The 25,146-nt window shown below is 55.5% G+C and carries 28 protein-coding genes; 21 read left to right on the top strand and 7 right to left on the bottom strand.

The window, feature by feature from the left end; translation table 11 throughout:
• The first annotated feature begins 135 nt into the window (after positions 1–135).
• The 16 genes from ACN28Q_RS01655 to ACN28Q_RS01730 all read left to right on the top strand — a co-directional run bounded on the left by ACN28Q_RS01655 (position 136) and on the right by ACN28Q_RS01730 (position 12,059).
• On the top strand, positions 136–321 hold the full coding sequence (locus ACN28Q_RS01655; RefSeq protein WP_095844740.1) for an AlpA family transcriptional regulator: 186 nt from the start codon (positions 136–138) through the stop codon (positions 319–321).
• Positions 322–348: 27 nt separating this feature from the next.
• Positions 349–933, top strand: a complete 585-nt coding sequence (locus tag ACN28Q_RS01660) for a DUF2857 domain-containing protein (RefSeq protein ID WP_183092122.1) — start codon at positions 349–351, stop codon at positions 931–933.
• On the top strand, positions 923–1,132 hold the full coding sequence (locus tag ACN28Q_RS01665; protein ID WP_048638369.1) for a TraR/DksA family transcriptional regulator: 210 nt from the start codon (positions 923–925) through the stop codon (positions 1,130–1,132). The genes ACN28Q_RS01660 and ACN28Q_RS01665 overlap by 11 nt, the downstream gene beginning before the upstream one ends.
• Positions 1,133–1,580: 448 nt before the next feature.
• Entirely contained in the window at positions 1,581–1,802 is a 222-nt protein-coding gene (locus ACN28Q_RS01670; protein ID WP_048639890.1) for a hypothetical protein, read from the top strand.
• A gap of 58 nt (positions 1,803–1,860) precedes the next feature.
• Positions 1,861–2,526, top strand: a complete 666-nt coding sequence (locus ACN28Q_RS01675; RefSeq protein ID WP_095844741.1) for a lytic transglycosylase domain-containing protein — start codon at positions 1,861–1,863, stop codon at positions 2,524–2,526.
• Complete coding sequence (locus ACN28Q_RS01680; RefSeq protein WP_095844742.1) at positions 2,523–2,804, top strand: TrbC/VirB2 family protein; 282 nt, start codon at positions 2,523–2,525, stop codon at positions 2,802–2,804. The genes ACN28Q_RS01675 and ACN28Q_RS01680 overlap by 4 nt, the downstream gene beginning before the upstream one ends.
• A gap of 9 nt (positions 2,805–2,813) precedes the next feature.
• The gene (locus ACN28Q_RS01685) at positions 2,814–5,561 is read left to right on the top strand and encodes a VirB4 family type IV secretion/conjugal transfer ATPase (RefSeq protein WP_095844743.1); all 2,748 of its coding nucleotides are present in this window, start codon (positions 2,814–2,816) and stop codon (positions 5,559–5,561) included.
• Between the two features lie 12 nt (positions 5,562–5,573).
• Complete coding sequence (locus tag ACN28Q_RS01690; RefSeq protein ID WP_048638365.1) at positions 5,574–6,290, top strand: TrbJ/VirB5 family protein; 717 nt, start codon at positions 5,574–5,576, stop codon at positions 6,288–6,290.
• Positions 6,291–6,300: 10 nt separating this feature from the next.
• Positions 6,301–6,525, top strand: a complete 225-nt coding sequence (locus ACN28Q_RS01695; RefSeq protein WP_095848869.1) for an EexN family lipoprotein — start codon at positions 6,301–6,303, stop codon at positions 6,523–6,525.
• A gap of 11 nt (positions 6,526–6,536) precedes the next feature.
• The gene (locus ACN28Q_RS01700; RefSeq protein WP_095844744.1) at positions 6,537–7,565 is read left to right on the top strand and encodes a TrbL/VirB6 family protein; all 1,029 of its coding nucleotides are present in this window, start codon (positions 6,537–6,539) and stop codon (positions 7,563–7,565) included.
• 86 nt (positions 7,566–7,651) lie between these two features.
• On the top strand, positions 7,652–7,798 hold the full coding sequence (locus ACN28Q_RS01705; protein ID WP_048638363.1) for a hypothetical protein: 147 nt from the start codon (positions 7,652–7,654) through the stop codon (positions 7,796–7,798).
• On the top strand, positions 7,785–8,468 hold the full coding sequence (locus ACN28Q_RS01710; RefSeq protein WP_048638362.1) for a VirB8 family type IV secretion system protein: 684 nt from the start codon (positions 7,785–7,787) through the stop codon (positions 8,466–8,468). Before ACN28Q_RS01705 ends, ACN28Q_RS01710 begins: the two co-directional genes overlap by 14 nt.
• Positions 8,465–9,358, top strand: a complete 894-nt coding sequence (gene virB9, locus ACN28Q_RS01715) for a P-type conjugative transfer protein VirB9 (RefSeq protein WP_095844745.1) — start codon at positions 8,465–8,467, stop codon at positions 9,356–9,358. The genes ACN28Q_RS01710 and virB9 overlap by 4 nt, the downstream gene beginning before the upstream one ends.
• Entirely contained in the window at positions 9,355–10,653 is a 1,299-nt protein-coding gene (gene virB10 / locus ACN28Q_RS01720; RefSeq protein ID WP_095844746.1) for a VirB10/TraB/TrbI family type IV secretion system protein, read from the top strand. Before virB9 ends, virB10 begins: the two co-directional genes overlap by 4 nt.
• Positions 10,643–11,671, top strand: a complete 1,029-nt coding sequence (virB11, locus tag ACN28Q_RS01725; RefSeq protein WP_095844747.1) for a P-type DNA transfer ATPase VirB11 — start codon at positions 10,643–10,645, stop codon at positions 11,669–11,671. Before virB10 ends, virB11 begins: the two co-directional genes overlap by 11 nt.
• Entirely contained in the window at positions 11,655–12,059 is a 405-nt protein-coding gene (locus ACN28Q_RS01730) for a cag pathogenicity island Cag12 family protein (protein WP_095844748.1), read from the top strand. The genes virB11 and ACN28Q_RS01730 overlap by 17 nt, the downstream gene beginning before the upstream one ends.
• 265 nt (positions 12,060–12,324) lie before the next feature.
• Here the strand turns inward: ACN28Q_RS01730 and ACN28Q_RS01735 are convergent, their stop codons facing one another.
• On the bottom strand, positions 12,325–13,284 hold the full coding sequence (locus ACN28Q_RS01735) for an SDR family oxidoreductase (RefSeq protein ID WP_095844749.1): 960 nt from the start codon (positions 13,282–13,284) through the stop codon (positions 12,325–12,327).
• Positions 13,285–13,367: 83 nt separating this feature from the next.
• On the opposite strand from ACN28Q_RS01735, the gene ACN28Q_RS01740 reads away from it, so the two are divergent.
• On the top strand, positions 13,368–13,970 hold the full coding sequence (locus ACN28Q_RS01740; protein WP_095844750.1) for a TetR/AcrR family transcriptional regulator: 603 nt from the start codon (positions 13,368–13,370) through the stop codon (positions 13,968–13,970).
• A 166-nt stretch (positions 13,971–14,136) separates the two neighbouring features.
• Here ACN28Q_RS01740 and ACN28Q_RS01745 read toward each other — a convergent pair whose 3' ends face one another.
• Entirely contained in the window at positions 14,137–15,120 is a 984-nt protein-coding gene (locus ACN28Q_RS01745) for a quinone oxidoreductase family protein (RefSeq protein ID WP_072065868.1), read from the bottom strand.
• Positions 15,121–15,297: 177 nt separating this feature from the next.
• Between ACN28Q_RS01745 and ACN28Q_RS01750 the strand changes: the two genes are divergently transcribed.
• Positions 15,298–15,939, top strand: coding sequence for a TetR/AcrR family transcriptional regulator (locus tag ACN28Q_RS01750; protein WP_230469502.1), 642 nt, complete (start codon positions 15,298–15,300; stop codon positions 15,937–15,939).
• A 59-nt stretch (positions 15,940–15,998) separates the two neighbouring features.
• On the opposite strand, the gene ACN28Q_RS01755 is transcribed toward ACN28Q_RS01750, so the two are convergent.
• Both ACN28Q_RS01755 and ACN28Q_RS01760 read right to left on the bottom strand, forming a co-directional pair.
• Positions 15,999–16,127, bottom strand: coding sequence for a DUF3363 domain-containing protein (locus tag ACN28Q_RS01755; RefSeq protein ID WP_095844752.1), 129 nt, complete (start codon positions 16,125–16,127; stop codon positions 15,999–16,001).
• Positions 16,112–16,267, bottom strand: a complete 156-nt coding sequence (locus ACN28Q_RS01760) for a ParB N-terminal domain-containing protein (RefSeq protein ID WP_165906987.1) — start codon at positions 16,265–16,267, stop codon at positions 16,112–16,114. The genes ACN28Q_RS01755 and ACN28Q_RS01760 overlap by 16 nt, the downstream gene beginning before the upstream one ends.
• A gap of 912 nt (positions 16,268–17,179) precedes the next feature.
• Here ACN28Q_RS01760 and ACN28Q_RS01765 point away from each other — a divergent pair.
• From ACN28Q_RS01765 to ACN28Q_RS01775, 3 genes are all read left to right on the top strand, one after another.
• Positions 17,180–19,051, top strand: a complete 1,872-nt coding sequence (locus tag ACN28Q_RS01765) for a type IV secretory system conjugative DNA transfer family protein (RefSeq protein WP_095844753.1) — start codon at positions 17,180–17,182, stop codon at positions 19,049–19,051.
• A 10-nt stretch (positions 19,052–19,061) separates the two neighbouring features.
• Positions 19,062–19,808 carry a MobC family replication-relaxation protein gene (gene mobC / locus ACN28Q_RS01770; protein ID WP_095844754.1) on the top strand — a complete coding sequence of 249 codons (747 nt, stop codon included), beginning with the start codon at positions 19,062–19,064 and terminating at the stop codon, positions 19,806–19,808.
• Between the two features lie 106 nt (positions 19,809–19,914).
• On the top strand, positions 19,915–20,202 hold the full coding sequence (locus ACN28Q_RS01775) for a hypothetical protein (RefSeq protein ID WP_048762572.1): 288 nt from the start codon (positions 19,915–19,917) through the stop codon (positions 20,200–20,202).
• Between the two features lie 190 nt (positions 20,203–20,392).
• Here ACN28Q_RS01775 and ACN28Q_RS01780 read toward each other — a convergent pair whose 3' ends face one another.
• The 3 genes from ACN28Q_RS01780 to istA all read right to left on the bottom strand — a co-directional run bounded on the left by ACN28Q_RS01780 (position 20,393) and on the right by istA (position 25,040).
• Positions 20,393–22,516: a hypothetical protein gene (locus ACN28Q_RS01780; RefSeq protein ID WP_095844755.1), complete on the bottom strand. Its 2,124-nt coding sequence runs from the start codon at positions 22,514–22,516 to the stop codon at positions 20,393–20,395.
• A 635-nt stretch (positions 22,517–23,151) separates the two neighbouring features.
• Positions 23,152–23,937 carry an IS21-like element helper ATPase IstB gene (gene istB, locus ACN28Q_RS01785; RefSeq protein ID WP_095844756.1) on the bottom strand — a complete coding sequence of 262 codons (786 nt, stop codon included), beginning with the start codon at positions 23,935–23,937 and terminating at the stop codon, positions 23,152–23,154.
• Positions 23,934–25,040, bottom strand: a complete 1,107-nt coding sequence (istA, locus tag ACN28Q_RS01790) for an IS21 family transposase (RefSeq protein ID WP_413541212.1) — start codon at positions 25,038–25,040, stop codon at positions 23,934–23,936. Before istA ends, istB begins: the two co-directional genes overlap by 4 nt.
• Positions 25,041–25,146: the final 106 nt, after the last annotated feature.

Here is a 25,146-nt window from a genome sequence, read left to right on the forward strand (position 1 = left end):
TCTGTCAGCACAAAAGTCCGTATTAAGGATAACGACATCCGTAATACGGGCTTAACCACTTCCCTGCCTCTCCCTTCCTGTGTTTTTTTGTCCTCTCCGGACCTGCCCCGTTTATTTCCGACACAGGAGAAACTCATGACTTCACATCAGTTATTGCGTCTGAGACAGGTTGAAGAAAAAACCGGTCTGAAACGCTCACAGATTTATCTTTATATGAAAAGTGGAGCCTTTCCCCGCTCAATCAAAATTGGCCCCGCCAGCGTGGCCTGGCTCGAATCTGAAATCGACGAATGGATAAACCTTAAATTAATCAGCCGTTGAAAACGTTTAAACGTGAGGAACCCTATTATGATCCCGTCACTGAATTACTCCATATTAACAGACGTTCTGCACGCACTGAAAGAAGGCAACATTCGTCGCTGCGAAACCTTGGGATTCACGTTCGACGAAATGAACGCTCTCAATCAATTGTCTCTGGACGAACTCTTTACCCTGAGTCGAACATCAGCGCCGCTCATGGATATCTCTGTACGCCATGACGTATTACGTCAGTTGCTGATACTGTCCCATCAGGAGGCACTGCGTCAGCAACTGATTAATCGGGCTATTCGTCTGGGTGGCTCTATTGCGTTGCTGAATCAGTATTTTGGCCTCACCTCCAATGAAATCTGCGTGCGTCGCCGCTTGCTGGGCGTCGCTATTCCGCAAGGCAGGACGCCCATTCCGGATGAACAAACCGATGCCGAGATCTGGCGGCAATGGCAAAAACACCGCGTGGAGAACCTCGAATCACCCGAAGCATTGACGGCGATGATGCAGGTCACCGAGGCGCTGTCCGCGCCGACGGCAGGGCCTTCACTTACCAGCGTCTGGAACCGCATCACGCTTTGCGAACGGGAAGCTTCGGACAGGAGGGCGTCGCATGCCGGATGAGATCGATCGCGACCAGGAATTTAACGAGCAGCGGCTGGAAGAGATGATCGAACAGAACCGTTTCAAACCTGCGCCCACGCCATCACTGTTGCATTGTCGTTTCTGCGGCAAGCCCATTCCCGAGAAACGGCGGCAGACGTTGCCGGGCGTGACGACCTGCACGCAATGCCAGGCAAAACTTGAACGCCGTCAGCGCTGAAAGCAATATCGATTACGTGCGGAGAACAAGGCGTTTCCGCACGTATTTTATTTCTCCTCAGCAAGAACATCCTGATTTTTAATATTGGGAAGCGTGTCGAAAAACAAAAACCGAACAGATTTTCATAAAAAATTTACCCGCCAGATAAAACTCAAAATCATATCAAGATAATTTCGCGTCCTTTTTCTTTTATTTTCCGATTTGATTTTCTTGTTACCCGCCGGAATCAGAAAGCGCACCCTGACCACGCCGATATTTGCTGGCGATGTTCAGGACGTTTATTTCACCGGGCCGGGATTGCCTGAATACGCTCTTTAACAACCGGGTTCGGGCTGTCACACAACCACAATTCAGGGTGCCGCTGAATATTCTCGCTGACCCGTTAAAACCGGAATGCAGGATCGGGATGTGACCAATGTTTCATGCGCTTTTTATCAGAGGAAAAATCATGCGAAAACCCATTTATCACGTCTTTGTCACGCAGGAAAGTCAGCCCGATGCGCAGGGCGAAAAAAGCACCTACTGGACAAAAGTCGGCGTTGCCTTCGCCCATCACGGCAAATCCGGCCTGAATGTGGTGTTCACACCCGGCATCGCCGTCTCCGGCAAGCTGGTGTTGCTTGAACCCAGAGAGGACAACACTGCGCCGCAAAATATTGCCGCCGATTAATACGCTTCCCGTTCCTTTCTGTCGCAACCATCCTGCATTTTACCCTTCTGAGGCCGCCATGCTTTCCACCACCGCCTTTCTGGCGGCGGCCATGCAGTGCGCCGCCAGCGTTCACCCGACCACCGCGCTCGACATAGCGAGGGTGGAATCCGGTTTTCACCCTTACGCCATCGCGGAGATAGTGCCGAAGCATGAGCGCGCGCCCGGCGACCATGGGGTGATTTCTCATTATCCCGCCGACAAGGCGGACGCCGTCGGCATCGCCAGGCGGTTGGCCGCGCAAGGTCGCCGCTATTCGGTCGGGCTGATGCAAATCACCAGCACCAATTTCCGTCACTATGGCGTTACCGCACATGAGCTGTTTGATCCCTGCATCAATCTGTCGGTCTTCGAGCGCATCCTCACCGACTGCTACCGACGCGGCCGCTCCCTGAAACGCGCGCTCAGTTGCTACTACTCTGGTGACTTTGATACCGGCCAGCGGCCGGAAGCCGCCTTTGACGACACTAGCTATGTCCAACGTATCGGCTATGCCGTCCCGTCGACGCGGGAAGAGAAACAACGCCCCCCAACCGAAAATGCCATCCCGACAATCCATTATCCCACCGTCGTCCTGCGCGGCGACATGGCCGATAACGCCACACCAGCGCCACCGTCCGTGCGCTACCCGAACGCCGTTATGCGCGGCGCGTTACCCGTCCCTGAGATTCATGAGGAAAAATGACGATGAGAAAAGTCAAATTCTGGTCTGCTGTTACCGCCGTATTACTTTCCTCGCGCGTGCTGGCAGCCGACGGTGGATTCAATAAAGCCAATGAGACGCTGAGCAACACCTCCACCGGCCTGCTGGGGCTAGCCGCCGTCACCATCACGCTGGCGACCATGTGGATCGGCTACAAGGTGCTGTTCGACGGCAAGAGCCTGCATGACATGCGCAACGTCATTATCGGCGCCATCCTGATTGTCGGCGCGTCGGGCTTCGGCGCCTACTGGGCCGCGTAGGGGGAGCCGATGACCACGCTGAACAAGGCGTTGACGCGGCCCGCCGCCATCATGGGCATTCCCCTCGTGCCGTTCGTGATCGTCAGCGGGGCTATCGTCCTGCTGGCGGTTTACCTCAGCTATTACCTGGCATTGCTGCTGCTCCCTGCCTGGATGGAAATGAAGGCCAGGGCCCGTAAAGATATCCACTATTTCGGGCTGCTCTGGCTGGCGTTTAAAACGCGCGGCCAGTGGGCCGCCAACCGCTATTTTGGCGCCAACGCCATCCTGGCTAACCGCTATGACGCCGTCGATATTGCGGAGTTTACCGACAAGATGAAATTAAACGCGCGCATCACGCTGGATAAATACATTCCGTATTCCTCCCATATTCACCCTCACATCATCAGCAACCGGCACCGGGATTTGGTAGCGACCTGGGAGCTGGGCGGCACCGTTTTCGAATGCGAGGATGAACATCATCTCACTTTTCTGGCGACCCACCTGAATAACCTGATCCGGTCGTATGAAGGGCAGCCGGTCACTTTCTATATTCACCGTATCCGGGAACCCTACCAGGATGCCTTTGCGGCGCAATCGGGCATTCCCTTTGCCGATGAGGTGACGGAACTGTACTACCGGCCCCTCAAAGACAAACCACTTTGGCGACACCGGTTATTCTTTACCGTCTGTTTCGCGCCATTCTCATCGCTGGAGAAAAAGGTGCTGAGCCGACAGCCGGTCGGCAAAAGGCAGGCGGCGCAGGATAACGCCCTGAAGGTCATGCTTGAGCACTGGGCGTCATTGAACGCCGCCTTATCCCGCTATACCGCGACGCCGCTGGGCGTTTATGAAGCAAACGGGCGGGTGTACTCCTCGCAGCTTTCTTTCTATCACCGGCTGCTCACTGGTAAATGGCAGAAGGTAGCGGTCACGCGCGCGCCGTTTTACCACCAGCTCGGCACGGCAGACGTGTTTTTCACCACCGATACCGCCGAATGCCAGACGGTAGACGGCTCCCGCTACTTCCGCAGTCTCGAAATCAAGGACTATTCGCCCGAAACCACCACGGGTTTACTGGATGCGCTCCTGTACGCCGAAAGCGAGTATGTGCTGACGCAGTCCTTTACCTGCTTGGCGCGCGATGAAGCGCAGAACCATATCCGGCTGGCGGAAAAACGGCTGAACTCGGCCGATGACGATGCTCTGTCGCAGCGCGAAGAGCTGATTGTGCTGCGCGATCTGCTCCAGTCCGGGCATGTGTCATGCGGCAAATACCACTTCTCCCTGCTGGTTTCATCCGCGAGCGCTGACCGGGTGGTGAAGGATGCCACGACGCTGGCGCAGCCCTTCGCCGACCTCGGCATTATGACGACGCTCTCCACGCTGTCGTTACCCGCCGCCTATCTGGCGCAACTGCCGGGGGTCTATACCCTGCGGCCCCGGCTGGTGGCCGTCAGCAGCCAGAACTATGCCGATATGGCGAGTCTGCACAACTTTCATCCCCACAAGCGCGACGGCAATCCCTGGGGCGAGGCCATCGCTATCCTCACATCGCCAGGCGGCGGCGGTTATTACCTCAATCTGCACGACAGCCAGGCCGGACGGGATGACTTTAACGAGAAAACGCCGGGCAATACGGCGATTATCGGGAAAACCGGCTCGGGGAAAACGATGCTGATGACCGTGATGCAACAACTGATGCAGAAATACCGCAACCCGGCGACGTTTGCCGCTTCGGCCACCATCAAGCGGCTGACCACCGTTTATTTCGACAAAGACCGGGCGGCGGAGATGGCGATACGCCAGATGGGCGGGCGTTATTTTCGACTCCGTACCGGCGAGACCACCGGGTTCAACCCGTTTTCGCTGGCGCCGACCCGACGGAACATCAACTTTATCAAGCAACTGGTACGAATGCTGTGCCGCCGCAACGGCAAGCCGCTCGATCCGCGCGACGAAGCGCGTATCAGCGCCGCCGTGAACACCATCATGCTGGACTACCCGCCGGAATACCGCCGTTGCGGCATCACACGACTGCTGGAAGTGCTGCCGGAGCCGCCGACCCAGGCGGCCCGAGTCAATGGGCTGCGCATCCGGCTGAAACAGTGGGCGCAGGGCGGCGAGTTCGGCTGGGTATTTGATAACGAGGCGGATACGTTCGATATCAGCGATATCGATAACTTCGGCATCGACGGCACGGAGTTTCTGGATGACGACGATATCCGAGGGCCGATTACCTTTTACCTGCTGTATCGCGTCACCAGCCTGCTGGACGGCCGTCGGCTGGTAATGTGTATGGACGAGTTCTGGAAGTGGCTGGCTGATGTGGAATTCTCCCGGTTCTCGCTCAACATGCTCAAGGTTATTCGCAAGCTGAACGGCATCTTTGTCCCCGCCACCCAGTCACCCGACGAGATCGTCAGGCATCCCATCGCCCCGGCGATCATCGAACAGTGCGGCACACAGATTTTTCTCGCCAACCCAAAGGCCAGCCATGCGGACTACGTGGAGAAAATGAAAGTACCGGAAAGCGTGTATGACATCGTCAAAAATCTGGATCCGGGCGAGCGCTATATGGTGATCCTGAAAACGCCGTTGCGTGCCGGCGAAACCCGGCCATTCGTGACGATGGCGAAAATGGATCTGTCGGGCCTGGGGAAAGTCACAAAACTGCTGAGTGGGAGCGAAGACAACCTGAAAATCTTCGATGCCCTTTATCAGGAAGGCATGAAGCCTGAAGCATGGAAAGCGCAGTTTCTTGAAATGGCTATCTGAGAGGTGATAACAATGCGTACCCGAAACACCGTGCTGGCGTTAGCACTCTTTCTCTCCACTCCGGCGTTCAGCGCCGGGATCCCGGTTTTCGACGGCGTGCAGAATACCGAATCCATTAACCAGTGGGTGCAAAAACTCCAGCAGTGGCAGGAAACCGTCACCCACTATAAAAGCGAGCTTGACGCCTACAAGCGGCAATTAGCCACGGCGACGGGCGTGCGGGATATTCAGGGGTTTCTTAACGAGGCGAGAAACCTCAAAAGCGATATTGATAACCTCCGCAAAAACGGCGTTTCACTGGATGATCTGCTGACCAATCAGGGCGGCGCCTATTCTTCCGAGCTTCAGCGCTTGTATGGAAAATATCAATCTTTCGATACCTGTAATCAGTCCAGTTCCTCGCCGCGTTATCTGGATAGTTGCAAACAGATCATCCTGAATCAGGCGGTGGCGATAGAAAATACGTCCGACGTTGAAAACAAGATCGCCGGCACGCTCAACGATATCGCCGCATTATCCGACCGCATATCGAATGCGCAGGATTCTAAAGAGTCACAGGACCTGACTAACGCCGTGGCGGCCAGAAGCGTACAATTGAATGCGTTGACCAGCCAGTGGGAAATATCCGTCAAACAGGCTGAGCAACGCTCCAACCTGTTGGCCCAACAGCGGCAAAAAGCATTTGATGAACAGCAGCTCGCCGCGCCCGTTCCTGACTTTAATGATTGAGAGGGCAAAAATGAAAACGTCACTTTACCTATTCCCGATTATTTCAGGCGCCTTGCTTCTGACGGGGTGTGATAATCCTAAATCAAAGCAATGGCATAAAGAACATCAAGATGAGATGAACACCCGATATACGGCCTGCGAAGCGTCTGGTGAAGATTCCCAGGATTGCAGAAATGCCCGTGAAGCGCGATTTGAACTCCGTCAGGAAAGTGCCAAGGTTCCCGATTTGAATTAAAGGGGTAATCTATGTCAGGTGGTATGTTTGTTGGCATGAACAACACGATCACTGACGGTTTACATGCCGTACTGCGGGGACAAACTTCCGTGTACGGCGATATGATAAGCGTTATCGCCGTCAGCTCCTTCACGTTATTTGTCACATATCGGGGTTATCAAACCCTGGCCGGAAAACTTCAAACGCCTCTAGAAGATGTCATTTGGGATGTCGGGCGCATGTTACTCATCATGACATTCGTTTTAAATTTGGGGGGGTGGCTGGATCTCACTATTTCGGCCATTAACGGATTAAAAGATGGCGTCAGCGGTGATGAAAATGTCTGGGTGTTGCTGGATACCGTCTGGATTAAAGCGCAAACCATCGGGCAAAAACTCTATCAACAGGATGACGCCGCCTATGTGAAACTCAATGGGGGGCTTGCCGAACTTCTGGTCTGGGGCGGCGCTATTGTTACCTTGCTATTCGGTTCTGCCGTTAACCTTTTAGCTGAACTCACGATAGTGTTAATGACTACCACCGCCCCACTTTTTATCTTCTGCCTGCTGTATGGTTTTTTGATTCCCATGTTTAATAACTGGCTGAAAATCATATTCACCGTCATCCTGACGATTCTATTTTCGGCGTTGTCGATCCGGATCGTTATTAACTATCTCAATGGCATATTGGATAAGGCGGTTAATTTCGCTGATAACGCCAATATTATTACGCTTGGCGTTCAATGCTGTGTTGCCGGTATTATCTCCGGCATCATCATTTTCTTCTCGGCAAAAATCGCCAGCGCACTCGGCGGCATCGCCGTTCAGGCCGTGTTACAGGGCGCGGCCATGAGCGGTATAAGCGGGCTGGTAAAAAGATCCCCAGGCGCGGCCAAACCGACGCTGAAGGCCGGTGCTGCCGGCGCCCGACTAGCGGCCAAAGGCGGCGTTATGGCGGGCCAGCTTATTGGTACCGGCGTGAACAACACCGTCACAGCCTGGCAAAAACGCACCGCCGCAATAGAGAGCATGAAGCGTTTCAACCAGCAGCGTAACCGCTGATCCTTCCCTAATCCACATATCCACATTGCGCCGTAGCGATCGCTGCCGGTGCGACATCCCTGTATCCGTCAAACAGAGGAATCGATATGAAATCCAGCCTCTTTCTGCTGATGCTATGCGCACTCACGGGCTGCGCGCAGCATAACGACAGCCTGCCGCCGGTATCCGGCGACGTTCAGCCAATGAACTCCCCGGCCATTATTCAGGAGCTGACAAACCATGTCCGAGGTTAACAACATCATTGATGCATCCAGAAGCTTTGAATCGGCCATTCTGGAAAAAGACATCCGCGAGAAAAAAGTGGCCTGGCTGATGGCGGCGGTCGGATTTGTTCTGGCCGCAATGGCGATTGCAGCCATTATTATTCTGCTGCCGCTGAAAACCACCGAAATCGAACTTTGGTCGGTGGATAAACAAACCGGGCGTTATGACTATATGACCCGCATTAAAGAGCGGGATATTGCCACCGAAGCATCGCTGGCGCACGCATTGGCCGCAAATTATGTCAAACGCCGCGAAGGCTATAACTATTTTTCCCTTCAGCGCGATTATGACGACGTGCAGTTATTCAACAGCGACGACGTGAATAAGGATTATCTGGACGGATTTAACGGCGACATGGCGCCGGACGTTATTTTCAACAAAGCGGAATATGTCGTCGCTATCGACATTATTTCCAACGTTCATGCGCCCGCCACCGCCCCCGACCGTCTGGCGACGTTACGCATCAAGCGAACCATTCGCCGCGTTGCGGATAATTCGGTGAAAACCGATGTCTGGAATATCCGCCTGACCTACCGCTACCTTCCTCGTAAACAACTGACGGACAGCCAGCGTGAAGTGAACCCGCTGGGGTTCATCGTCACCAGCTACCAACGCGATAAAGAGTTAAGGAGCGAATGATGCTGAAAACAATGCTGACCGGTGTTTTTTTCCTGACGGCATTCGCAGCCTGGGGTGCGGCGACGCCGCGCGGAAGCGCATATGACAGCCGGATGCAGAACGTGTCATATAACAGCCAGAACGCCACCGTTGTGAACACCCGCCCCGGCTACGTCACTACGCTGCTATTTGACGACGATGAAACCGTTATCGACGCGCAGGCGGGTTTTCCCAAAGGCTGGACAGTAACCAAGAGCGATAACCGGGTGGGCGTCAGCCCCAGCCCCATCACCCAGCCGGTGACCGATGCCAACGGCAATAACGTCAGTCAGGTGTTCCTGCCGACCGCGAGGGACTGGAAAACCAACCTTTTCGTCGTGACGTCAAAACGCGATTACAGCCTGGAGCTGAACGTGCTGGAGCACGACTCGCCCGCGCAGGCCTTCGTTATCCGCTATCGCTATCCGGCTGAAGCCCGCCGGCAATCCGTCGCAGCCAGCGCCGCCCGCCTGAAACAGCTTCAGGAAATACAGGAAAAGCAACAGATAGCGGCGGCATTTCGGCAGGCCGCCACGCCGCGCAACTGGTATTACACCAAACGGGTGGCGGAAGGTTCGGCGTCCATTGCGCCGGACTTCACTTACGATGACGGCCGCTTTACCTACCTCGGCTTTTCGCCCGCCAAAATCCTGCCCTCCGCCTTTACGGTCGTTAACGGCCGGGAGCAGGCGGTGACGCCCCGAGTTGTCAGCCAGGGCAATTACACCGTAATGGTGGTGCGTTCTCTGTCGCCGCGCCTGGTGCTGCGCTACGGCAATGCGGTAGTCGGGATTGAAAACACGGCATTCGGCGACGCGACCGTGGCTAACGGTGACACCGTCTCCCCCGGCGTCACGCTGGAGGCCAAATGACCGATAAATCTACCCCGGAAGACGCGCAAAAAACCACGGCCGAGCTCGAAGCCGAGGCCCGCAAACGCGCCCGCGCGGCAATGGCCAGCCAGACGCCGGAGCAGAAAACGCCCCCCGGCCAGCCCGAAGTTACGCGTTTTCGCAAAAAAACCGGCCGACGGACGCTGCTGGTCAGCCTGCTGAGCCTGACCTTACTGATGGCGCTGGCGCTCGGCGGCGACCATTTTCTTGGCATGCTGAAGAAGGACGAGAATAAAACGGCGAAGACCGCACCGCCGCCCTCATCCGGCGCGGCACGCAATGAGCGCAAAAACCTCGGGCTGGACAGCAATCCATTCGGCCTGTTCGAACAGGGGAAATCGGAAACGCCCGCCGACAGCCGTCAGGCTCAGGACGAAGTGTCGCCGTTACCACCTGAGCCGCCCGCTTTAAACAAGGCCGCCGCACTGGCGAACGGGATGAACAACGCTCCGGCGACGACTCAGCGCAGCAATACAAGCCCGAGTCAAAATGGATCGCCCGGCGATGCAGGCACGCCCAGCCATCCGGCAACGTCAGACGCCTATACGCCGTGTCAATCGGTGATGGTCAAAGGCAGCGACGGCCGGCTACGCTGCCAAGACGCCGACACACCGGCAACCGGAGACGACAATCCTGGCGCGGCGAAAATCACTGGCGTTCAACGACTGCCCCTCGATCCGGACCTCTATATCCCGGTTGACCGCTATATTCCCTGCTCAATGATGCGGCGCTTCGTGTCCGACGTGGGCGGCACACTTTCCTGCCTTATCAGCGAGGACGTTTACAGCGCCAGCAACCATGTGAAGCTGATCCCGGCGGGCACCATCGCCAGGGGCATTTATCGCACCGGCGCGCTGCAACACGGCCGCAGCCGGATGTTTGTCATCTGGACGGAATTGCGCACGCCCGGCCAGCTACAAATTCCCTTGATCGATACGCAGGCTAGCGGCCAATTAGGTGAAGCCGGTATTGCCGGCTGGATCGATACCCATTTCTGGGAACGGTTCGGCAATGCCCTGATGCTGAGTACCGTACAAGACGTGGCCGCTGCGGCGTCGGATTCGGCACCGGGCAAAGACCGCAATACCGACTACACCGAAAACACCCGCGCGGCCACGGCGGAAATGGCGAAAACGACGCTGGAAAACAGCATCAATATCCCGCCCACGATGTACCTGAACCAGGGCGATGTGATCGGCATCATGACCGGTACGGATATCGATTTCTCTTCTGTCTATCAACTGCGGCTGAAAACGAGGTGGTATGAGCGCTGACAACCTGTCTCTTGAGTTCATGAAAAACCGGCTGTTCGGCGATTTTCTGCCGCTGGCGGGCCTGACCGAAATCGCCATTAACCGTCCCGGCGAGATCCACACCAAAATACGCGGAAAATGGCAAAGGCACGACGCCCCGGTTACGCTGCGTCAGTGCTACGCTTTCGCCAAAGCACTGGCCTCCTGGAATGAGGACAACGTGGATGATACCTCGCCGATCCTGTCCGCCACGCTGGCATCGGGCGAGCGTATCCAGACCATTGTTCCCCCGGCCTGCGAGCGCGACACCGTTTCCATCACGCTGCGCAAGCCCTCATTCGAGCAAAAAACGCATCAGTCCTGGATAAACGCCGGTTTTTATCACCGGGTGACCGGCAAGGAGCAAACGGAAAGTAAAGAGGATGAACTGGCCGGTTACTATAATCGCGGGGAGATCCCCCGCTTTATCGAAAAGGCGGTTGAATACGGTAAGACGCTATTTATCGTCGGCGAAACCGGGTCGGGTAAAACCACCTATATGAAAACGTTGCTGCACTATATTCCGCCGCATCTCAGACTGACCACCATCGAAGACAACCCCGAAATCCGCTTTTACCGCCACGCCAATTATGTCCATCTGTTTTACCCGGCGGACGCCGGGGAGGATGCCATCGTCAGCCCCGGCAGGCTGATCCGGGCCAATTACCGCATGAATCCGGATCGGATTTTGCTGGCGGAAATTCGCGGAAAAGAAGCCTGGGACGCGCTAAAAATCGTCGGCTCCGGCCATGAGGGACTCATCACCTCTATGCACGCGGGCAGCCCTGAAGCCTGCATCGAAGGGATCATCGACCGCTGCTACGAACATCCTGACTGCCAAAATATCCCGTTTTCGGTCCTGCTGCGCAAGGTGCTTAACAGCGTGGACGTCATCGTCAGCGTCGATATTCACGGCGATATTCGCCGCATGGGCGCGATTTATTTTAAACATCTTCATCTGAACAGCATGAAGGAGGTCTTTAATGAGGCGAATCGTTGAAATACTGTATGCCGGTGCGGCGCTGGTGATGCTCTCCGGCTGCGCATCGCCGCCAGAGCCCGTTCAGCCCGCATGGGATACACCCGGCGCGGCCGTTAACGCCACGCTCCCGCAGTGGTCGGAAAATCGTATTATCGTATCGTCCCCCGACGTCGACGGCCGCTGGTCAACGTCCATCGTTTTCAGCCCTGAAGCCATATATCCGACCGGCGTCTGGTATGCCGTCGCGCACTCAAAACAGGTTGTCGTCAATACGCCCGATGGGGCGAGTTATTTCAGGGCGAAGTCCTGGCTGAGAAAACACGGTTATCGCGCCGTCGTGACTTATCAACCTAAAGCAACTGACCGCCTCGCCAGTCATTCCACCGTGATTTATTTTTACCGCTGAACTCGACTGTCATCCACGTTCGCAATTCACCCGGCCTTTATCTTCTGCAATAAAAGGATACCACCATGAAAAATACCGTTATCGCGGCGACGCTCCTGTGCCTTGCCGTCGGCTTTTCCGCTCCGTCATTTGCGGCCGATCCCTGCGAAATTGTGTTGTGTCTGTATGGCAAAGCCACCGGCAACAGCGGCGGCAGCCGTGATTGTGACGTGGAGTCTGGATTACTATTCGTCATGCATCTCAGGCAGAATCATGAGACGGACTGTCAGGAAAACGGGGGCACATTGGAGAGGTCCGTACTCGCCGCACCGAATGTCATGCCCGTCAGTTCTTCGGAGACACCCCAAAGCCGAGAGGCCACATTGATGTCCAGCGCTCGCTCAGGAATCTTTGCGATCGCAGGTGAACCTCGCGTTTCGCCGAGTTTGTCAGGACCGTAATAGGTCCCGCCTTTCGCCTCCGGTGAAGTGGCGGCGAAAAGTGTAGGCAGTGCGCCCTGGGCTGCGGGCTGAAACATGAACCAAAGGTACTTTCGCCAAAGCCCCAGTACGCTATTCGGGCCCGCTCCGTTCGGCAGCAGGTCTGTGCGGGAAATACCCGGATGAGCTGACATGCTGGAGATACCCCAACCAGCCGCATCGCTTCTGCGTTGCAATTCCAGGGCAAACATCAGGCAGGCCAGTTTCGACTGCCCATAAACAGTCATCGGCTTGTATTCGCGTTCCGCTTGCAGGTCGTCAAAGTTGATCGAGGCATCGCGGTTGCGACTGGCGATGCTGGAAAGGGTAACGACGCGAGGATTGTGGCCGTTGCGCAATAGGGGAAGCAGTTGGGCGGTCAGAGCGAAATGACCAAGGTAATTCGTGCCGAGCTGCAACTCAAAGCCATCGTCTGTGACCTTGCGTTGCGGAGGCATCATCACAGCAGCGTTGTTGATGAGAAGATCAAGGCTTTGCCGCTTTGCCCGCAGGCGTGATCCGAAGGCCGTGATGGATTCGATGTTGGCAAGATCGAGCACTTCGAAGCACACGGACGAGTCGGGCGCGGCCTGGCGAACTTTCGCAACGGCCACTTTCCCCTTGGCCAGGTTGCGGCCCGCAATGATTACCTCCGCTCCGGCAGCGGCGAGAGCAATGGCGTCCTCAAGCCCGAGGCCGCCAGTACCCGTGACGACGGCCGTGCGGCCGCTTTGAGACGGTATGTCCGATGTCTTCCACGTTGTCATGATCTTGCCCTTCAAAGGTTGTGAGTGTTACACTAGGTGCACACATTAATGCACTCAGTGCATTTTCGCAAGAGGAAAATTACGTGACGTCGGAATTCATTGGCCGTCCCCCTAAGGAAGGCCGGCGCGAACGAAAGCAGCGCGAAACGCGGCTGCGCATCATCGAAACCGGATTGAAGCTTTTTTTGGCTAACGGGTATGACGGCACAACGCTCGACGCCATCGCTGAGGAAGCCGGGATCTCCCGGCGTACCTTCTTTTCCTACTTCAAATCCAAGGAAGACATCGTCATTGCCTGGCAGGCAGGGGTATGGGATGCAATGAGAGCGGAGCTACTCAAAGTGTCACCAGATGAAGCCCCATTGGATGCGGTGCGCAAGACGATGGTCAATCACGTATCCCAGTACGAATCCAGCAAAATGATTGCCATCGACCGGGTGATGCGTGCGAGCGAAGCACTCATGGCACGAAAACAGGCCGCTTATGCAATGCAGGAAGAATCGCTTTACGACACCTTGTGCGAAGTGTGGCGGCAACCAGAACGTCGTTCCTCCCTACGCATCGTTGCGATGGTTTCCATTGGTGCCATGCGCCTTGCCCTTGAAGCCTGGGGTAAGCAAAGTGGCAAGCGACCGGTAGCTAAATTACTGGAAGAGACTTTCGCAAATTTGAAAGCCGAGATATGAACTAGCAAGATTGAGTCGCCGGCCTTTTGCACGCCCGTTCCATGGCGAGGCTGGTACCGCGCAGGGCTGGTTCTTTGGCTACCGCTATAACGCAGCGAAGTTTCCGAATTTTCATATCTCTTGCTCGCCATTCGGATTCGTTCTGCACTTAGAACGGAGATGCGGCTTACGGCGTGAGGACGATGCGGCCATTGAGCGAACGGCTTTCCATCCGTTCGTGCGCAGTAGCGGCCTTTTCGAACGGAAGCACGTCGATCGCTGTCTCGCCCAGCCCCGAAACAACCATCTTCAACGCGGCTTCAAGCGCGGGACGGATCACATCTGGATGCGTGGGTAGGTAGGCGCCTGCATTGAATCCGGACACGGTCGAACTGGCCAGCCAGAGGTCGTTGGTCTTTACATGGTGTTCCCAATCACCGCTGGCATTCCCAACGACGATGAGCCGACTACCTGGCTTCATCAACGCGAAGCTGTGGCTGCGGACTGCGCCACCGACAGGGTCGATGATGATGTCGAACTTCTCGTCACCGAGAATTCCTGGCAATTCGTTGGAATCGACGATCCGGTCATAGGGTAGCTTCGTGTCCGCTGCGGCATCCAGCTTGCTTGGGCGTACCGTACCCACCACACGAGACGCACCGAGCTGCCTGGCAATCCCCGGAAATGCAGCGGAAAAGCCACCGAGCGCGCCATGAATGAGCACGCTCTCGCCTTTGGATAGATGCGCAACTTGAGTCAGGGCAACATGCGCCATCGCCGCGTTGGGTATGACCGCGACAGCGAGAGCCGGATCTATGCCGGTGCCTTCGATCGACACGACGCCGCGCACCGGGGCGATGTATACGGAGGCATAGCCGCCGATGCCAGTACCCGCTGACATCGAAACGACTTGTTCGCCAACCGTGAAGCCGGTGACGCCCTCGCCAAGCGCACGCACCGTACCTGCCACTTCAAGACCCGGAATGAAGGGTGGCTGAGCCATTCCCGGTACGTCTTTGAAGTGCCCTTGACGGAAGAAGACATCGACAAGCCCAACCGCAGCATGAGTGACGTCGATGGCGATTTCACCTGGACCGGGTGTCGGATCGGGCAACTGCGTAACGACGAGGACGGTTGGGTCTCCGAACCGGGTAGTTTGAACGGCCTTCATAGGACTTTCCTTTGCGAGACGGTTTGTGGGAGCGTGCGCCAATTTTTAACGCACATTGTGATGCGTTAAGTGGACGATAGCACGATTCCTCGTGTAACGCACGTTAGGATGCGTTAACATCGAGGCATGAGAGAGAGAGCCCGTTCAGTCGAAGATAAGCAGCAGCGTTCCGAGGATTTGCTCGACGCAGCCGAGTCCCTTGCCCAGGAACTGGGAGGCGTGCGCTTCGTGACGGTCGCGGCGGTTACCGAGCATGCGGGCTTGCACCGAACGGGCGTGCGGCGCTATTACGCCAACAAGGAGGAACTGTTCCTCGAACTGGCGGAGCGTGGCTGGTACCAGTGGCGCGATGCGATCAGAGCCGGGTTGTGTAATCAGGCGGGCTTGGAGTCGAAAGATGTTGCAGAAGTCGTTGCCGATACCATCACTTCTCTCCCGGTCTTCTGCGACCTCTTAACCCATGTGACGCTGAGTCTGGAAGGTAGTGTGGACATGGAGCGCGCTCGCCGCTACAAGACTAACGCGTTCGCCGCCCATGACGACATCGTGGCCGCGCTGGTTCAGGCCAGCAGTATGACCACCGAACAGATACAGAATTTGCTGGCGACGACGATCATGCTGGCTGCCGGCTTCTGGCAGGTATCACATCCGACGCCGACGCTCGCCCGGCTATACGAACAAGTACCGGAATGGGGGCATGTTGCACTCGACTTCGGCCCTCGTCTCCGTCATCTGCTTCAAGCCACCGCTGTAGGGCTTGCGGGAATGGCCGCCCCGCGCTCGGGGAACGTTTCAAAAAAGCGAGGGAAGCGGGAATGATCCGGTTGGCATCAGCTTGCTATCGCTGGATACATATGTAGTAACAGAGGGGTAAACGGTCAGGAAATGGTTATGCCTTGTGGCCGCCCGATTTCCCACGCCCCCCCACGGACGCGCATCATGGCGGCGAGCTGTTGGCCCAGCAGCTGTTCGATCACCGGCTTCCACGGCACTAGCGAGAAGGCCATGCCGCCATCGAGCGTAGCGTCGCCAGCAGGTTTTCCGCGAAGCTGACGGTACGGGCCGAAGCGTCGGGCACCAGCAGGCAAGGCACCTCAAAGTCGGCGGCGATGCGCTTCTTCTTCGCCAACAGCTTCAACCCGGACAAGGTGTTTACTATGCGCCGGGATTTTTTTCACACAGTGCGCCAGCGCAGATCCGGCCGCCGTCAGTCAAATATTATCGCGCTTGGGTCGTATAAGCGGCTGACCAAATCCCACGAACGGATAAAAGGAGCGATCGCAATGAAAGCCTCTCAATTCCTGCCGGATATGTTCTGATTACTCGTCAGTCCTGCCGGTGAAATTCAATCCATAAGATTGTTAATTCCACCGGTTCACAAACATCAACCGCTAAAAATAATAACAATGCACGCAGACAACGATTTTCGGCGTTTAATTCCATGCTCAGTCATGGAATTAAACGTGGCATGAGGCGAGTAAATTCAATTTCGCAGAAATGGCTAATTTGCGTCGCCGAACCCACCGGCGAGCGTTCACCCCCAGGTGAACCGAGCTGGCCGGGGGGAGCCGAATAAATTTCGCCGCCCCAGCGAGCGAAAAGCTATCGCCCACGATAGCGGTTTATTTGGGGGGCGCAGCCCCGCACACCGTCGCGGCTAAGTCTCCGGCAAAAAGCCGGTAGCGTGACGCGACCACCCTCTTTGAAGGCGTTTTCCCATTTTTTCGCTTGGCCGGAACGGACAAAAGAAAAAATAGGCGAAAAACGGCGTCTCAAAGGGGGTGGTCGCGCGTAGCGGGCGACGGTGTGCCGCCGTTGACGTTGGGGGTTTTGCCGCGGCGTCCAGCCGCGACATTACCCCCATGTGACATATCATAAGGGCGTCCAGCCCGCATGAACTGGCGCACGCCGTTTGGTGCAGGGGAGCATGCTTTCCTGCACATGGCCGCATCGCGGCCACCTTCTCCGTCCCTGACGTTCGCCCCGCCTTTTCGCCCAACACCGTGGGGCGAATTAATGGGGCGACGTCATGGGGCCAACTGCTGACGAAGGAGGCATCGTGATTTTGAATAAGCTGGCCGTTTCACTGTCGCCGATAGTGAATGGCGCGCTGAACTTCATGGCTTTTATGCAACAGCATCAGCTGATGCTGGCGCTGTTATCGGGGCTGACGATGCCGTTTTTCGCCTCGATGAAAAGCGATGAACGGCAAAAAGCCCCGCTGTGGCAAAAGCTGATTATTGCTTTTTCCCTGCTGTGTTTTCTTTCCGGTACCATGGGGCCGGTACTTATCTGGATTTTCCAGTGGCTTTATCAAGGGCGGGTAGTCGCCAGCATTCCCGTTCTGGCATGGCCGGTGCTGATTATCTTTACTGTATCGGGTTTTATTTTGCATATTCTGCTGCGAAGGGTATTAACCCCTGAATTAGACAAAATAAAGAAACACCTCGTGAGGAAAACCACGCTTGAACGGGAATTGCGCACCGATGTCCGCACGGTAAAATCCCTGCTGCCGGAAACGCTGCATTATGACCCGCTGGATTATATCGACCTGAACAAAGGGTTATTTATCGGCATTGACCGAGATATTCAGCCGATGTATTTGCCGTTAAAAGACTGGCAAAAACAACACGCGGATATTATCGGCACCACCGGTGCCGGTAAGGGCGTTGCCACCGGGATATTACTTTATCAAAGTATTCTGGCCGGTGAAGGCGTATTTGTGATGGACCCCAAGGATGATGAATGGGCTCCGCACCTTTACCGCAAAGCCTGCGAGGATGCCGGTAAACCTTTTGCCCTGATTGACCTGCGAAAACCCCAATACCAGTTAAACCTGATTGAAGAGATCACCGCCGATGAACTGGAAGAGCTTTTTGTTGCCGGTTTCAGTCTGGCGGAAAAAGGCCAGGAGTCGGACTTTTACCGGATTGACGACCGGAAAGCGGCACGAATAGCCGCGCAGTTTGTCACCCGTAATACTGCCTCAACCATTCGGGATGTGTATAACGGAGACTACGTTCAGGGCATTGCAGATAAAATAAAAGCCTTTTTCGGGAAAATTGAAGAGCTGGCTTTACTCAATGCCATTAATGCCCCCACCGGATTTTCGCTTAATACGATATTTGAGGAAGGCGGTTGCTGTTATGTGATTGGCTCAATGCGCAACAGCAAAATCATTACCGCTCAGCGCATGTTGCTGGTTCGCCTGTACCAGTTGGCAGAAAGGCGCGAGCGAGTGAAAGACGTTCCCCGCCCTATTGCTATTTATCTTTCCGAGCTGAAATACCATTTATCCAGACCCGCGCTGGAAGGCTTAGGCGCGGCACGCGATAAAGGCGTGCATATTATTATGGACCATCAGTCGATTGACGATTTAAAAGACTGCCCGGCAGATTTGAAAGGGGACGCTGTTGTCGGCGCTGTCGTTGAGAACGCCAAATTCAAACTGGTTTACCGTGTCATGGACCCGGATACCGCTGAATGGGTGGCAAGGATGTCCGGCACCATATTAGTCGATGATGAGGTCCGCAAAGCGAAAACCGACGCCGTGCTGACAGAGACTATCGACGATGAACGCACCATCAGGCAGGCCGAGCGTTTTTTTACCGACAGCAATATGATCCTGAACCTACCCGATTTTGTCAGCTTCATCTTCACGACAAAAACACTCCCGTCGGCCTCTCTGATTTCGCCCATCAGGGTGAGAAAACGCGAACTGGAGATCTGCACCGTGTCGCCCGCCATTGCCGCCACCGCCGCAACGGTAAACATCGCCTTGGATTTTAGCGAGGAGGAAACGTCTCCCGGACCGGCATCAACGCCGGATATCACCACAACGCGGCCCGATCTTTTTTTTGATACGGACGAAAAAAACACGACAACACCGAATGCCGATAAAGAAGAAAACCCGTCATTGCTGGACTTTTAAAGGGGGAATGATGCTTATCACCGCATACAGCGAACGCCAGACGCGGCACCGCGAAAAAATACAACGACTTCTGAATTTTCTGAAAGAAGAGACGTACAGTGACTTTAAAACGCTGATGCTGCTATTTGGCTTCAGAGACCATAAATCGCTATATTCCCTGCTTTCAAAAGTCGAGGGCATGGGGTTAATACAAAAGCACGTCCTGGTATCGCGCACCATGAAAATTTCATTGTGGGGCATAACCAGTGACGGACTGGCCGTTGTGTTAACTCCCGACGATGTGCTTTTCCCGGCGCGGTTTGAGCCTTCAAAAATTACCGGCTGGACGCTGGAGCATCACCTTGATAATCAGGCAGCCCGCATCACCCTTGAGAAAAAAGGCGCGTCAGGGTGGATCAATGGCGATCGCACAACCTTCCTCAGCCGGTATCAGGTCGGTCATCGCCCGGACGGGTTGATCACCCTGCCCGGCGGCACCGTGATCGCTATTGAGACCGAGCGTCGCCTGAAAACCAGAGCCCGTTATCAGTCGATCATCGCCAGCCATTTACTGGCCCGGACCCGTAAAGACTGGATTTACGTTTTTTATATCGTGCCCGACCCGCAGAAAAAGCGCGGTCTTGAACGGCTGTTTGACAGTATCCGGCACGTCATCGTTAACCATCAGCACATCCCGCTTGAAACCCGCCACCGAAATGTCTTCCGCATCTACACGCTCGACGAGTTGCAACGGCTGGATTTAGGCAACTGCATATAGTTGTTCTGTATCACCAACTGCCCCAATCAGCCCACCAGCAGCGCAACGACCGGAAGTAATGCCCTACCGAAATACTCCCCAACATCAGAACAGACAGGAGTCCAGAATGAACAGAAAAACTGACCGACTTTCGGACGTACTGACCGAAATGAGCGCAAAAGCGCTGGTGACATGGATGACGCATTCCGCATTGCAGGACATACCGCGCGAAGCATTACTGGTTCGCGGCCACGATTTTGTGTACGCCCTGCACGCAAATTTTGTGCTGCTACGTGATGTGCTGTCAGAAACACTGGAAGATATTGAGCAGCAGAGCCATGAACTCGAAGAAAGACTGGATAGCCTGGAACAGCGGCTGCAGACGCTTCAGAAAGATACTGATAATTTGTATTAACTCAGACTTGACCTGACACAACTACGACACAGGGCCAAGCCTAATTTGACAGGCAGCTCTGTGCCAAGAGCGGACGTTAATGAGAACAATCTGTGGCAATCAACGGGGTGTAGGTCAATTAGACTGGACTGCCCCCGCCTCGGTAGACGATCCTGCCCTATAGTTGGAGCATGAATTTCTCCCCGAAGCATTAATCAGATTGGCGGCGAACCTCGATTTCAACAATGTGGCGAGGTGTTCGCCCAAGCCGAGGATCGCCGTTGGCGACGGCGATGATGTCCTCATGCTCGTCGCCAGCCCACAGGCCAACAAGCTCGTGCAGAAAAAAATCCGCGTAGGAGCAGCTAGCGTCGCGCACCTGCATCGCCAAAACCGTGGATTTGCTCGTGTGCAATTGGGTCAAATTTCTGACGAGCCGCGCTGGGGCAACCCAGAGAACCGGGCGAGGCGAGGCCGGAGTCGTGAATAGGTAGTAGGCGTGTTCTGACTGCTTGAGTATGTCCTCGCACTGCTTCAGGTCGATGCCTACCGTCGAACTGAAGGCCCGTCCCGAATTAGTGCCTTTGCGCTTTTTCACCTGCATAAGGGTCGCACGCTGGACCACTGTTTCCCCCTTGTCCACGATACGGCTCAGGAACAGCACGTCTGCCCCCAGCGGAGCCCCAGCTGGTGTGTTCGCCCCTTCCTCTCGCTTGCTGGGTTGACGCACCTTCACTGTCAGGCTCGGATACGTCGCCCGCGTCGTAACCGAGAGTTGGCGCAACTGGCTGCTCGCGTTGCCAATCGCCTCCTTTGTCAGAGCCAGGAGGCGCGCCGTATGGACCTCCTCGTCCTCTCCCCAGGTCTCCGAATATTCGCGACAAAATGCTTCCTCAATCTGGCTAAGCGCCCTATGGATGACGCGCTCCACGGAAGGGTCGCTCAGCCAAGTTTGGGCTCCTACGCTAGGCAACGCAGTAGCACCCTCGCCTCGGCCAACTGGCCCCTCCAGATCCAGTGCCCCTTGCTTGGACCGTAGTAGTCCCTTGCCCCTCAGTTGTAGTTGCCGTACATGAGTGCCAACAAGCCGATTCGCAAACGCCAGATGCTCCTCGTCATCCATTAATCGCAAAAGCACTGGCTCGACTTCGGCGAATGCCGTCTGCTCGAGCCAAAGGCAGGCAAAATTGAGGAGCCCCTGGGCTAACTCAGGTTCCTCATTCACCTGATCGAACAGATCCTGCCGCCAGGCCTCGCGGGCGTCCGGGCCTAGTTGGGTCCACAGCGTTTCTCGATCCCACGCCGGGGATGGCAATTCTCTGAGGCTGGCAACGACGCTTTGCTGACTAGACCGCGCTGGGTCTCCAAACCCGTACCAAGCCGCCGCAAGTGCGAGGTCCGAGGGTATAGTGTCCACGGACAATGTAGTAAGCCTAGAGAAGGCCTTGGCAACGCAATCCTTGATATTGTCTTTCTTCTCTTTCTTCGAACGGATGTTCCAGCGCAGGAACAGATTACGTACATCCTCCGGCAATATCGCGCGGCAATGTTGGATTAGCTCAGGAAAGACTGACGGATCTGCTCGTTCAAAAACCTGTTCGCAAGCCCACCGGGATGTCTGCACTGTCGGCGAATGCGCAAATAGAGAGGAGACGAACTCAAGCATTCCGCGGTTTGAATAGTCCGACGTCATGTCGATATTTTTTTCCAAGTAGTCGCGTACACGATGCCAATACTGCTGGACCAGTTGTTCGAAAGCCCAAGCATTCGCCCCCTGATGAGGGTCGACTAGTTGAAGAACATAGATGCAATCTTCCTCGGACGTATTGACCACCAACGCCTTCATGATCTGCTGATCGTCCAAATATTTATTCCGAGAATATGAACGGTTAGCGAGCAACCATTTAACCCAAATCGCACGTGGCTCGATTTCCGCCACAATGATTTCACGTAAGCCCAGGGGATCGCCATTAAGTATGCCATCCCAGAAGATATCCTGAGCGCGCCGGTAAGAATTTGGGTCCAAGATAGAGGACGACTTCTCGATCCCCGTGGATCCGTGTCCGAGAATTTTTAAGGTCAGCGCTATCTGCCCCTGCTGTGCTGCAGCCACGAATTCGGCCGTAAAGTGCTCACGCTCAGTTTGCGAATTATATGGCCAACTCGTATCCGTAAACCTGAGGTTCTCAGTTGATAGGTGGGAGTAGTCCAGACGAAGCATGTCTTTGTGGATGGTAAAATACCGTGCGAGGAATTCGACAAGCGGCTGAGCCCAACCTTCCAACGAAATACTGGCAGCTTCCAGTTTATCGTCGAAGTCAATATTTACGAACAAGATGATCTCCCTTTCCCGTAGCTGGCACCGACGACCTTCGCCATGGTGGTCTGCAAAATCTCAATACGTCTACCGTAGCCAAATCGCAGGCGGTTCAAAGAACCGCCCTCAGACAACAACAGACATTATAGAATTCCGTTGAACTTTTTATTATATCTACCTAAATAAATTTGCATATTACCGATCCACTTTAGCCAGACCATGGTTGACCTGTTCCCAGTTGATTGACAAACGCCATTGTTAGCAAAATTCATGGTGACTCAACTACGGACTTCTGCTCTTCGCTCATTGTAGACCTTCCTTGTTCTTAAACCTGGCCGCTCCGTGCCATTAGCGGATGTTGCCAAGTCCGCACTGCATTAATTAGGGGGGAGCAGGTCACCAGATCAAGTCTGAGGTAATATATATAAAGGGCTGAGCGGGCTCTTTGCCGCCCGCCCTGCAGCCTGAGAATTTTCCTGGCATCAAGCACCAGGAAAATTCTCAGGGGGAATTATACCCCCCTGAAACAAGCTTTACTCTTCCCATGTCAACGGCGATTTAAAACGAATACAGTTTTGACGTTAACAGCGATTTAAAACTGATACACCCCCATCGCCAGCAATGACTAGCTTTTTACTTTCTTCACTGCCGGTTTAGCCCGCTTTGTCTGCGGGTGTTCCATAGACCATTCCGGCCTGTCGTTGGTGCTTGAGCCGATAGCTCTCGCCGGCAATCGGCACGATATGGGCATGATGCAGCAGCCGATCCAGTAGTGCCGCCGTCAGAGTGGCGTCTTGCGCGAATGTTGCATCCCACTGCCCGAACGGCAGGTTACTGGTCACGATTAAACTGCCCTTTTCGTAGAGCGCCGCGATCACCTGGAAGAACAGGTTAGCCTGCTCGCGGTTCATCGGCAGATAGCCTATTTCATCGATGATAAGCAGGCGGTAAGCCTTGATGGCCCGGTGCATCACCGTCTTCAAGCTGTTTTGCGCGTGTGCCGTGCTCAACGCCAGCAGCAAGTCCGATGCTGTCGTAATGCGCGTTTTGATGCCGGCCTGAGTCGCCTTGTAACCCAGCGCCATCGCCAGGTGAGTTTTGCCCACGCCGCTGGGGCCCACCAACACCACGTTCTCGTTGCGTTCGATAAAGCCCAGTCCGGCCAGTTCTTCAATCTGGCTGCGCTTAACGCCTTTAGCGAAGTCATAGTTGAACTGTTCCAGCGTCTTGATCGCCGGGAAACCCGCCATGCGGGTCATCATGCTTTGCTTTCGCACGTTCCGTCCCGCGACCTCTTCGCGCAGCAACGCCTCCAGGAAGTCGCTGTAAGCCGTCTCATCCTTGGCCGCCTGCTGAGCCGCCGCGCCGTAGCCTTGTGCCACGAAGGAGAGCTTGAGCGCCTCGCACAACCGGGCTATCCGTTCATGTTGTAAGTTCATACCGCCACCCCTTGCCGGACGTTGAACAGCAGTTGCTCATAGACGGCCAGGGGGTGCTGCTCAGGCGTCGTTTCTGCCAGCCGTTCAGTGACGATTGCCGGCCGACGCGGCGGGGCGGGCTCCTTTGCGGCTTGCACTTGCGGCCGCGCAGCAGCGATATCACCGCGCCACGGCGCCGCCAGCGCTTGCAGATAGGGCACTTCCTCTGCCAGCCGTGCGGCCGGTTTTTCCTGGGTCGTGCCATGCACCCGCTCATTGGCCACCTCTCGCAGCCAACGCGCCACTTCGGCATTGGCGGTGACGACATCGAGCTGCAAGCCGCTCTGGCTCAGGCGACTCGCCAGCGGCACATAAAACGAACGGCGCAGGTAGCCGTTGAAGCGCTCGACCTTACCCTTAGTTTGCGCGCGGTACGGCTGGCACAGCTTGATGATGAACCCACTGTGCCTGGCATAGTCGAGAAAACCGGCATGGTAGCGGTGTTGACCCTCGCCGTACGCATCGCGTTCGAGCACCACGGTCTTCATGTTGTCGTACAGGACCTTGCGCGGCACGCCGCCGAATGCGGCAAAGGCCCGCTCATGACAAGCGATCAGTGTGGTCACTTTCATGTCGCTGACGAACTCAACGTAACTGGCCCGGCTGTAGCCCAGCGTGGCGCAGAACGCATACAACGGCGCAGCGCCCTTGCGGAACTCAACCCAATCGACCTGCAACTGCTCGCCCATCGCTGTTTCGAAGCGCACCGGCGGTTCCTCCGGCAACATCGGCCGCAGTGAACGCATGAACGCCCGCAGTTGGCTTAGGCCGCCCTGGTAGCCGCGCTCGACGATTTCGCGATGCAATACAGTCGCCGGGATCCAGTCTGGCCGAGCCGCTGTTTGCCGCTCACGTAGATAGTCCTCGTACTCGGCCAGCTTGGTGACGCGCTTGACCTTGCGTTCATATTTCGGCGCAGCCGTTAAAGCCAGGTGCCGCCGCACCGTGTTGACAGCGCAGCCGACTTCAGCGGCGATCTTGCGCAAACTGAAACCATGCTTGTTCAACAATTGAATTTCCACGTACACCTCGTTGGGTTTCAAGGCTGCTCCGAAAGCAACCATTTTCTCAAAGCGGTGTATCAAGTTTCAATCGCTGGCTGTATTACATTACAACCGCTGCTCACATCCCACTTACCTACAAGATTAAAGCCACATTCTTTTGTTGCTT

The organism is Gibbsiella quercinecans, assembly GCF_002291425.1.
Classification (GTDB): Bacteria; Pseudomonadota; Gammaproteobacteria; order Enterobacterales; family Enterobacteriaceae; genus Gibbsiella; species Gibbsiella quercinecans.

What these genes read in the sequence shown, in the direction of transcription:
- ACN28Q_RS01655 (WP_095844740.1), top strand. Translation starts at nt 136, where the DNA reads ATGACTTCACATCAGTTATTGCGTCTGAGACAGGTTGAAGAAAAAACC.
- ACN28Q_RS01660 (WP_183092122.1), top strand. Translation starts at nt 349, where the DNA reads ATGATCCCGTCACTGAATTACTCCATATTAACAGACGTTCTGCACGCA.
- ACN28Q_RS01665 (WP_048638369.1), top strand. Translation starts at nt 923, where the DNA reads ATGCCGGATGAGATCGATCGCGACCAGGAATTTAACGAGCAGCGGCTG.
- ACN28Q_RS01670 (WP_048639890.1), top strand. Translation starts at nt 1,581, where the DNA reads ATGCGAAAACCCATTTATCACGTCTTTGTCACGCAGGAAAGTCAGCCC.
- ACN28Q_RS01675 (WP_095844741.1), top strand. Translation starts at nt 1,861, where the DNA reads ATGCTTTCCACCACCGCCTTTCTGGCGGCGGCCATGCAGTGCGCCGCC.
- ACN28Q_RS01680 (WP_095844742.1), top strand. Translation starts at nt 2,523, where the DNA reads ATGACGATGAGAAAAGTCAAATTCTGGTCTGCTGTTACCGCCGTATTA.
- ACN28Q_RS01685 (WP_095844743.1), top strand. Translation starts at nt 2,814, where the DNA reads ATGACCACGCTGAACAAGGCGTTGACGCGGCCCGCCGCCATCATGGGC.
- ACN28Q_RS01690 (WP_048638365.1), top strand. Translation starts at nt 5,574, where the DNA reads ATGCGTACCCGAAACACCGTGCTGGCGTTAGCACTCTTTCTCTCCACT.
- ACN28Q_RS01695 (WP_095848869.1), top strand. Translation starts at nt 6,301, where the DNA reads ATGAAAACGTCACTTTACCTATTCCCGATTATTTCAGGCGCCTTGCTT.
- ACN28Q_RS01700 (WP_095844744.1), top strand. Translation starts at nt 6,537, where the DNA reads ATGTCAGGTGGTATGTTTGTTGGCATGAACAACACGATCACTGACGGT.
- ACN28Q_RS01705 (WP_048638363.1), top strand. Translation starts at nt 7,652, where the DNA reads ATGAAATCCAGCCTCTTTCTGCTGATGCTATGCGCACTCACGGGCTGC.
- ACN28Q_RS01710 (WP_048638362.1), top strand. Translation starts at nt 7,785, where the DNA reads ATGTCCGAGGTTAACAACATCATTGATGCATCCAGAAGCTTTGAATCG.
- virB9 (WP_095844745.1), top strand. Translation starts at nt 8,465, where the DNA reads ATGATGCTGAAAACAATGCTGACCGGTGTTTTTTTCCTGACGGCATTC.
- virB10 (WP_095844746.1), top strand. Translation starts at nt 9,355, where the DNA reads ATGACCGATAAATCTACCCCGGAAGACGCGCAAAAAACCACGGCCGAG.
- virB11 (WP_095844747.1), top strand. Translation starts at nt 10,643, where the DNA reads ATGAGCGCTGACAACCTGTCTCTTGAGTTCATGAAAAACCGGCTGTTC.
- ACN28Q_RS01730 (WP_095844748.1), top strand. Translation starts at nt 11,655, where the DNA reads ATGAGGCGAATCGTTGAAATACTGTATGCCGGTGCGGCGCTGGTGATG.
- ACN28Q_RS01735 (WP_095844749.1), bottom strand. Translation starts at nt 13,284, where the DNA reads ATGACAACGTGGAAGACATCGGACATACCGTCTCAAAGCGGCCGCACG.
- ACN28Q_RS01745 (WP_072065868.1), bottom strand. Translation starts at nt 15,120, where the DNA reads ATGAAGGCCGTTCAAACTACCCGGTTCGGAGACCCAACCGTCCTCGTC.
- ACN28Q_RS01755 (WP_095844752.1), bottom strand. Translation starts at nt 16,127, where the DNA reads ATGGCCTTCTCGCTAGTGCCGTGGAAGCCGGTGATCGAACAGCTGCTG.
- mobC (WP_095844754.1), top strand. Translation starts at nt 19,062, where the DNA reads ATGCTTATCACCGCATACAGCGAACGCCAGACGCGGCACCGCGAAAAA.
- ACN28Q_RS01775 (WP_048762572.1), top strand. Translation starts at nt 19,915, where the DNA reads ATGAACAGAAAAACTGACCGACTTTCGGACGTACTGACCGAAATGAGC.
- istB (WP_095844756.1), bottom strand. Translation starts at nt 23,937, where the DNA reads ATGAACTTACAACATGAACGGATAGCCCGGTTGTGCGAGGCGCTCAAG.
- istA (WP_413541212.1), bottom strand. Translation starts at nt 25,040, where the DNA reads ATGGTTGCTTTCGGAGCAGCCTTGAAACCCAACGAGGTGTACGTGGAA.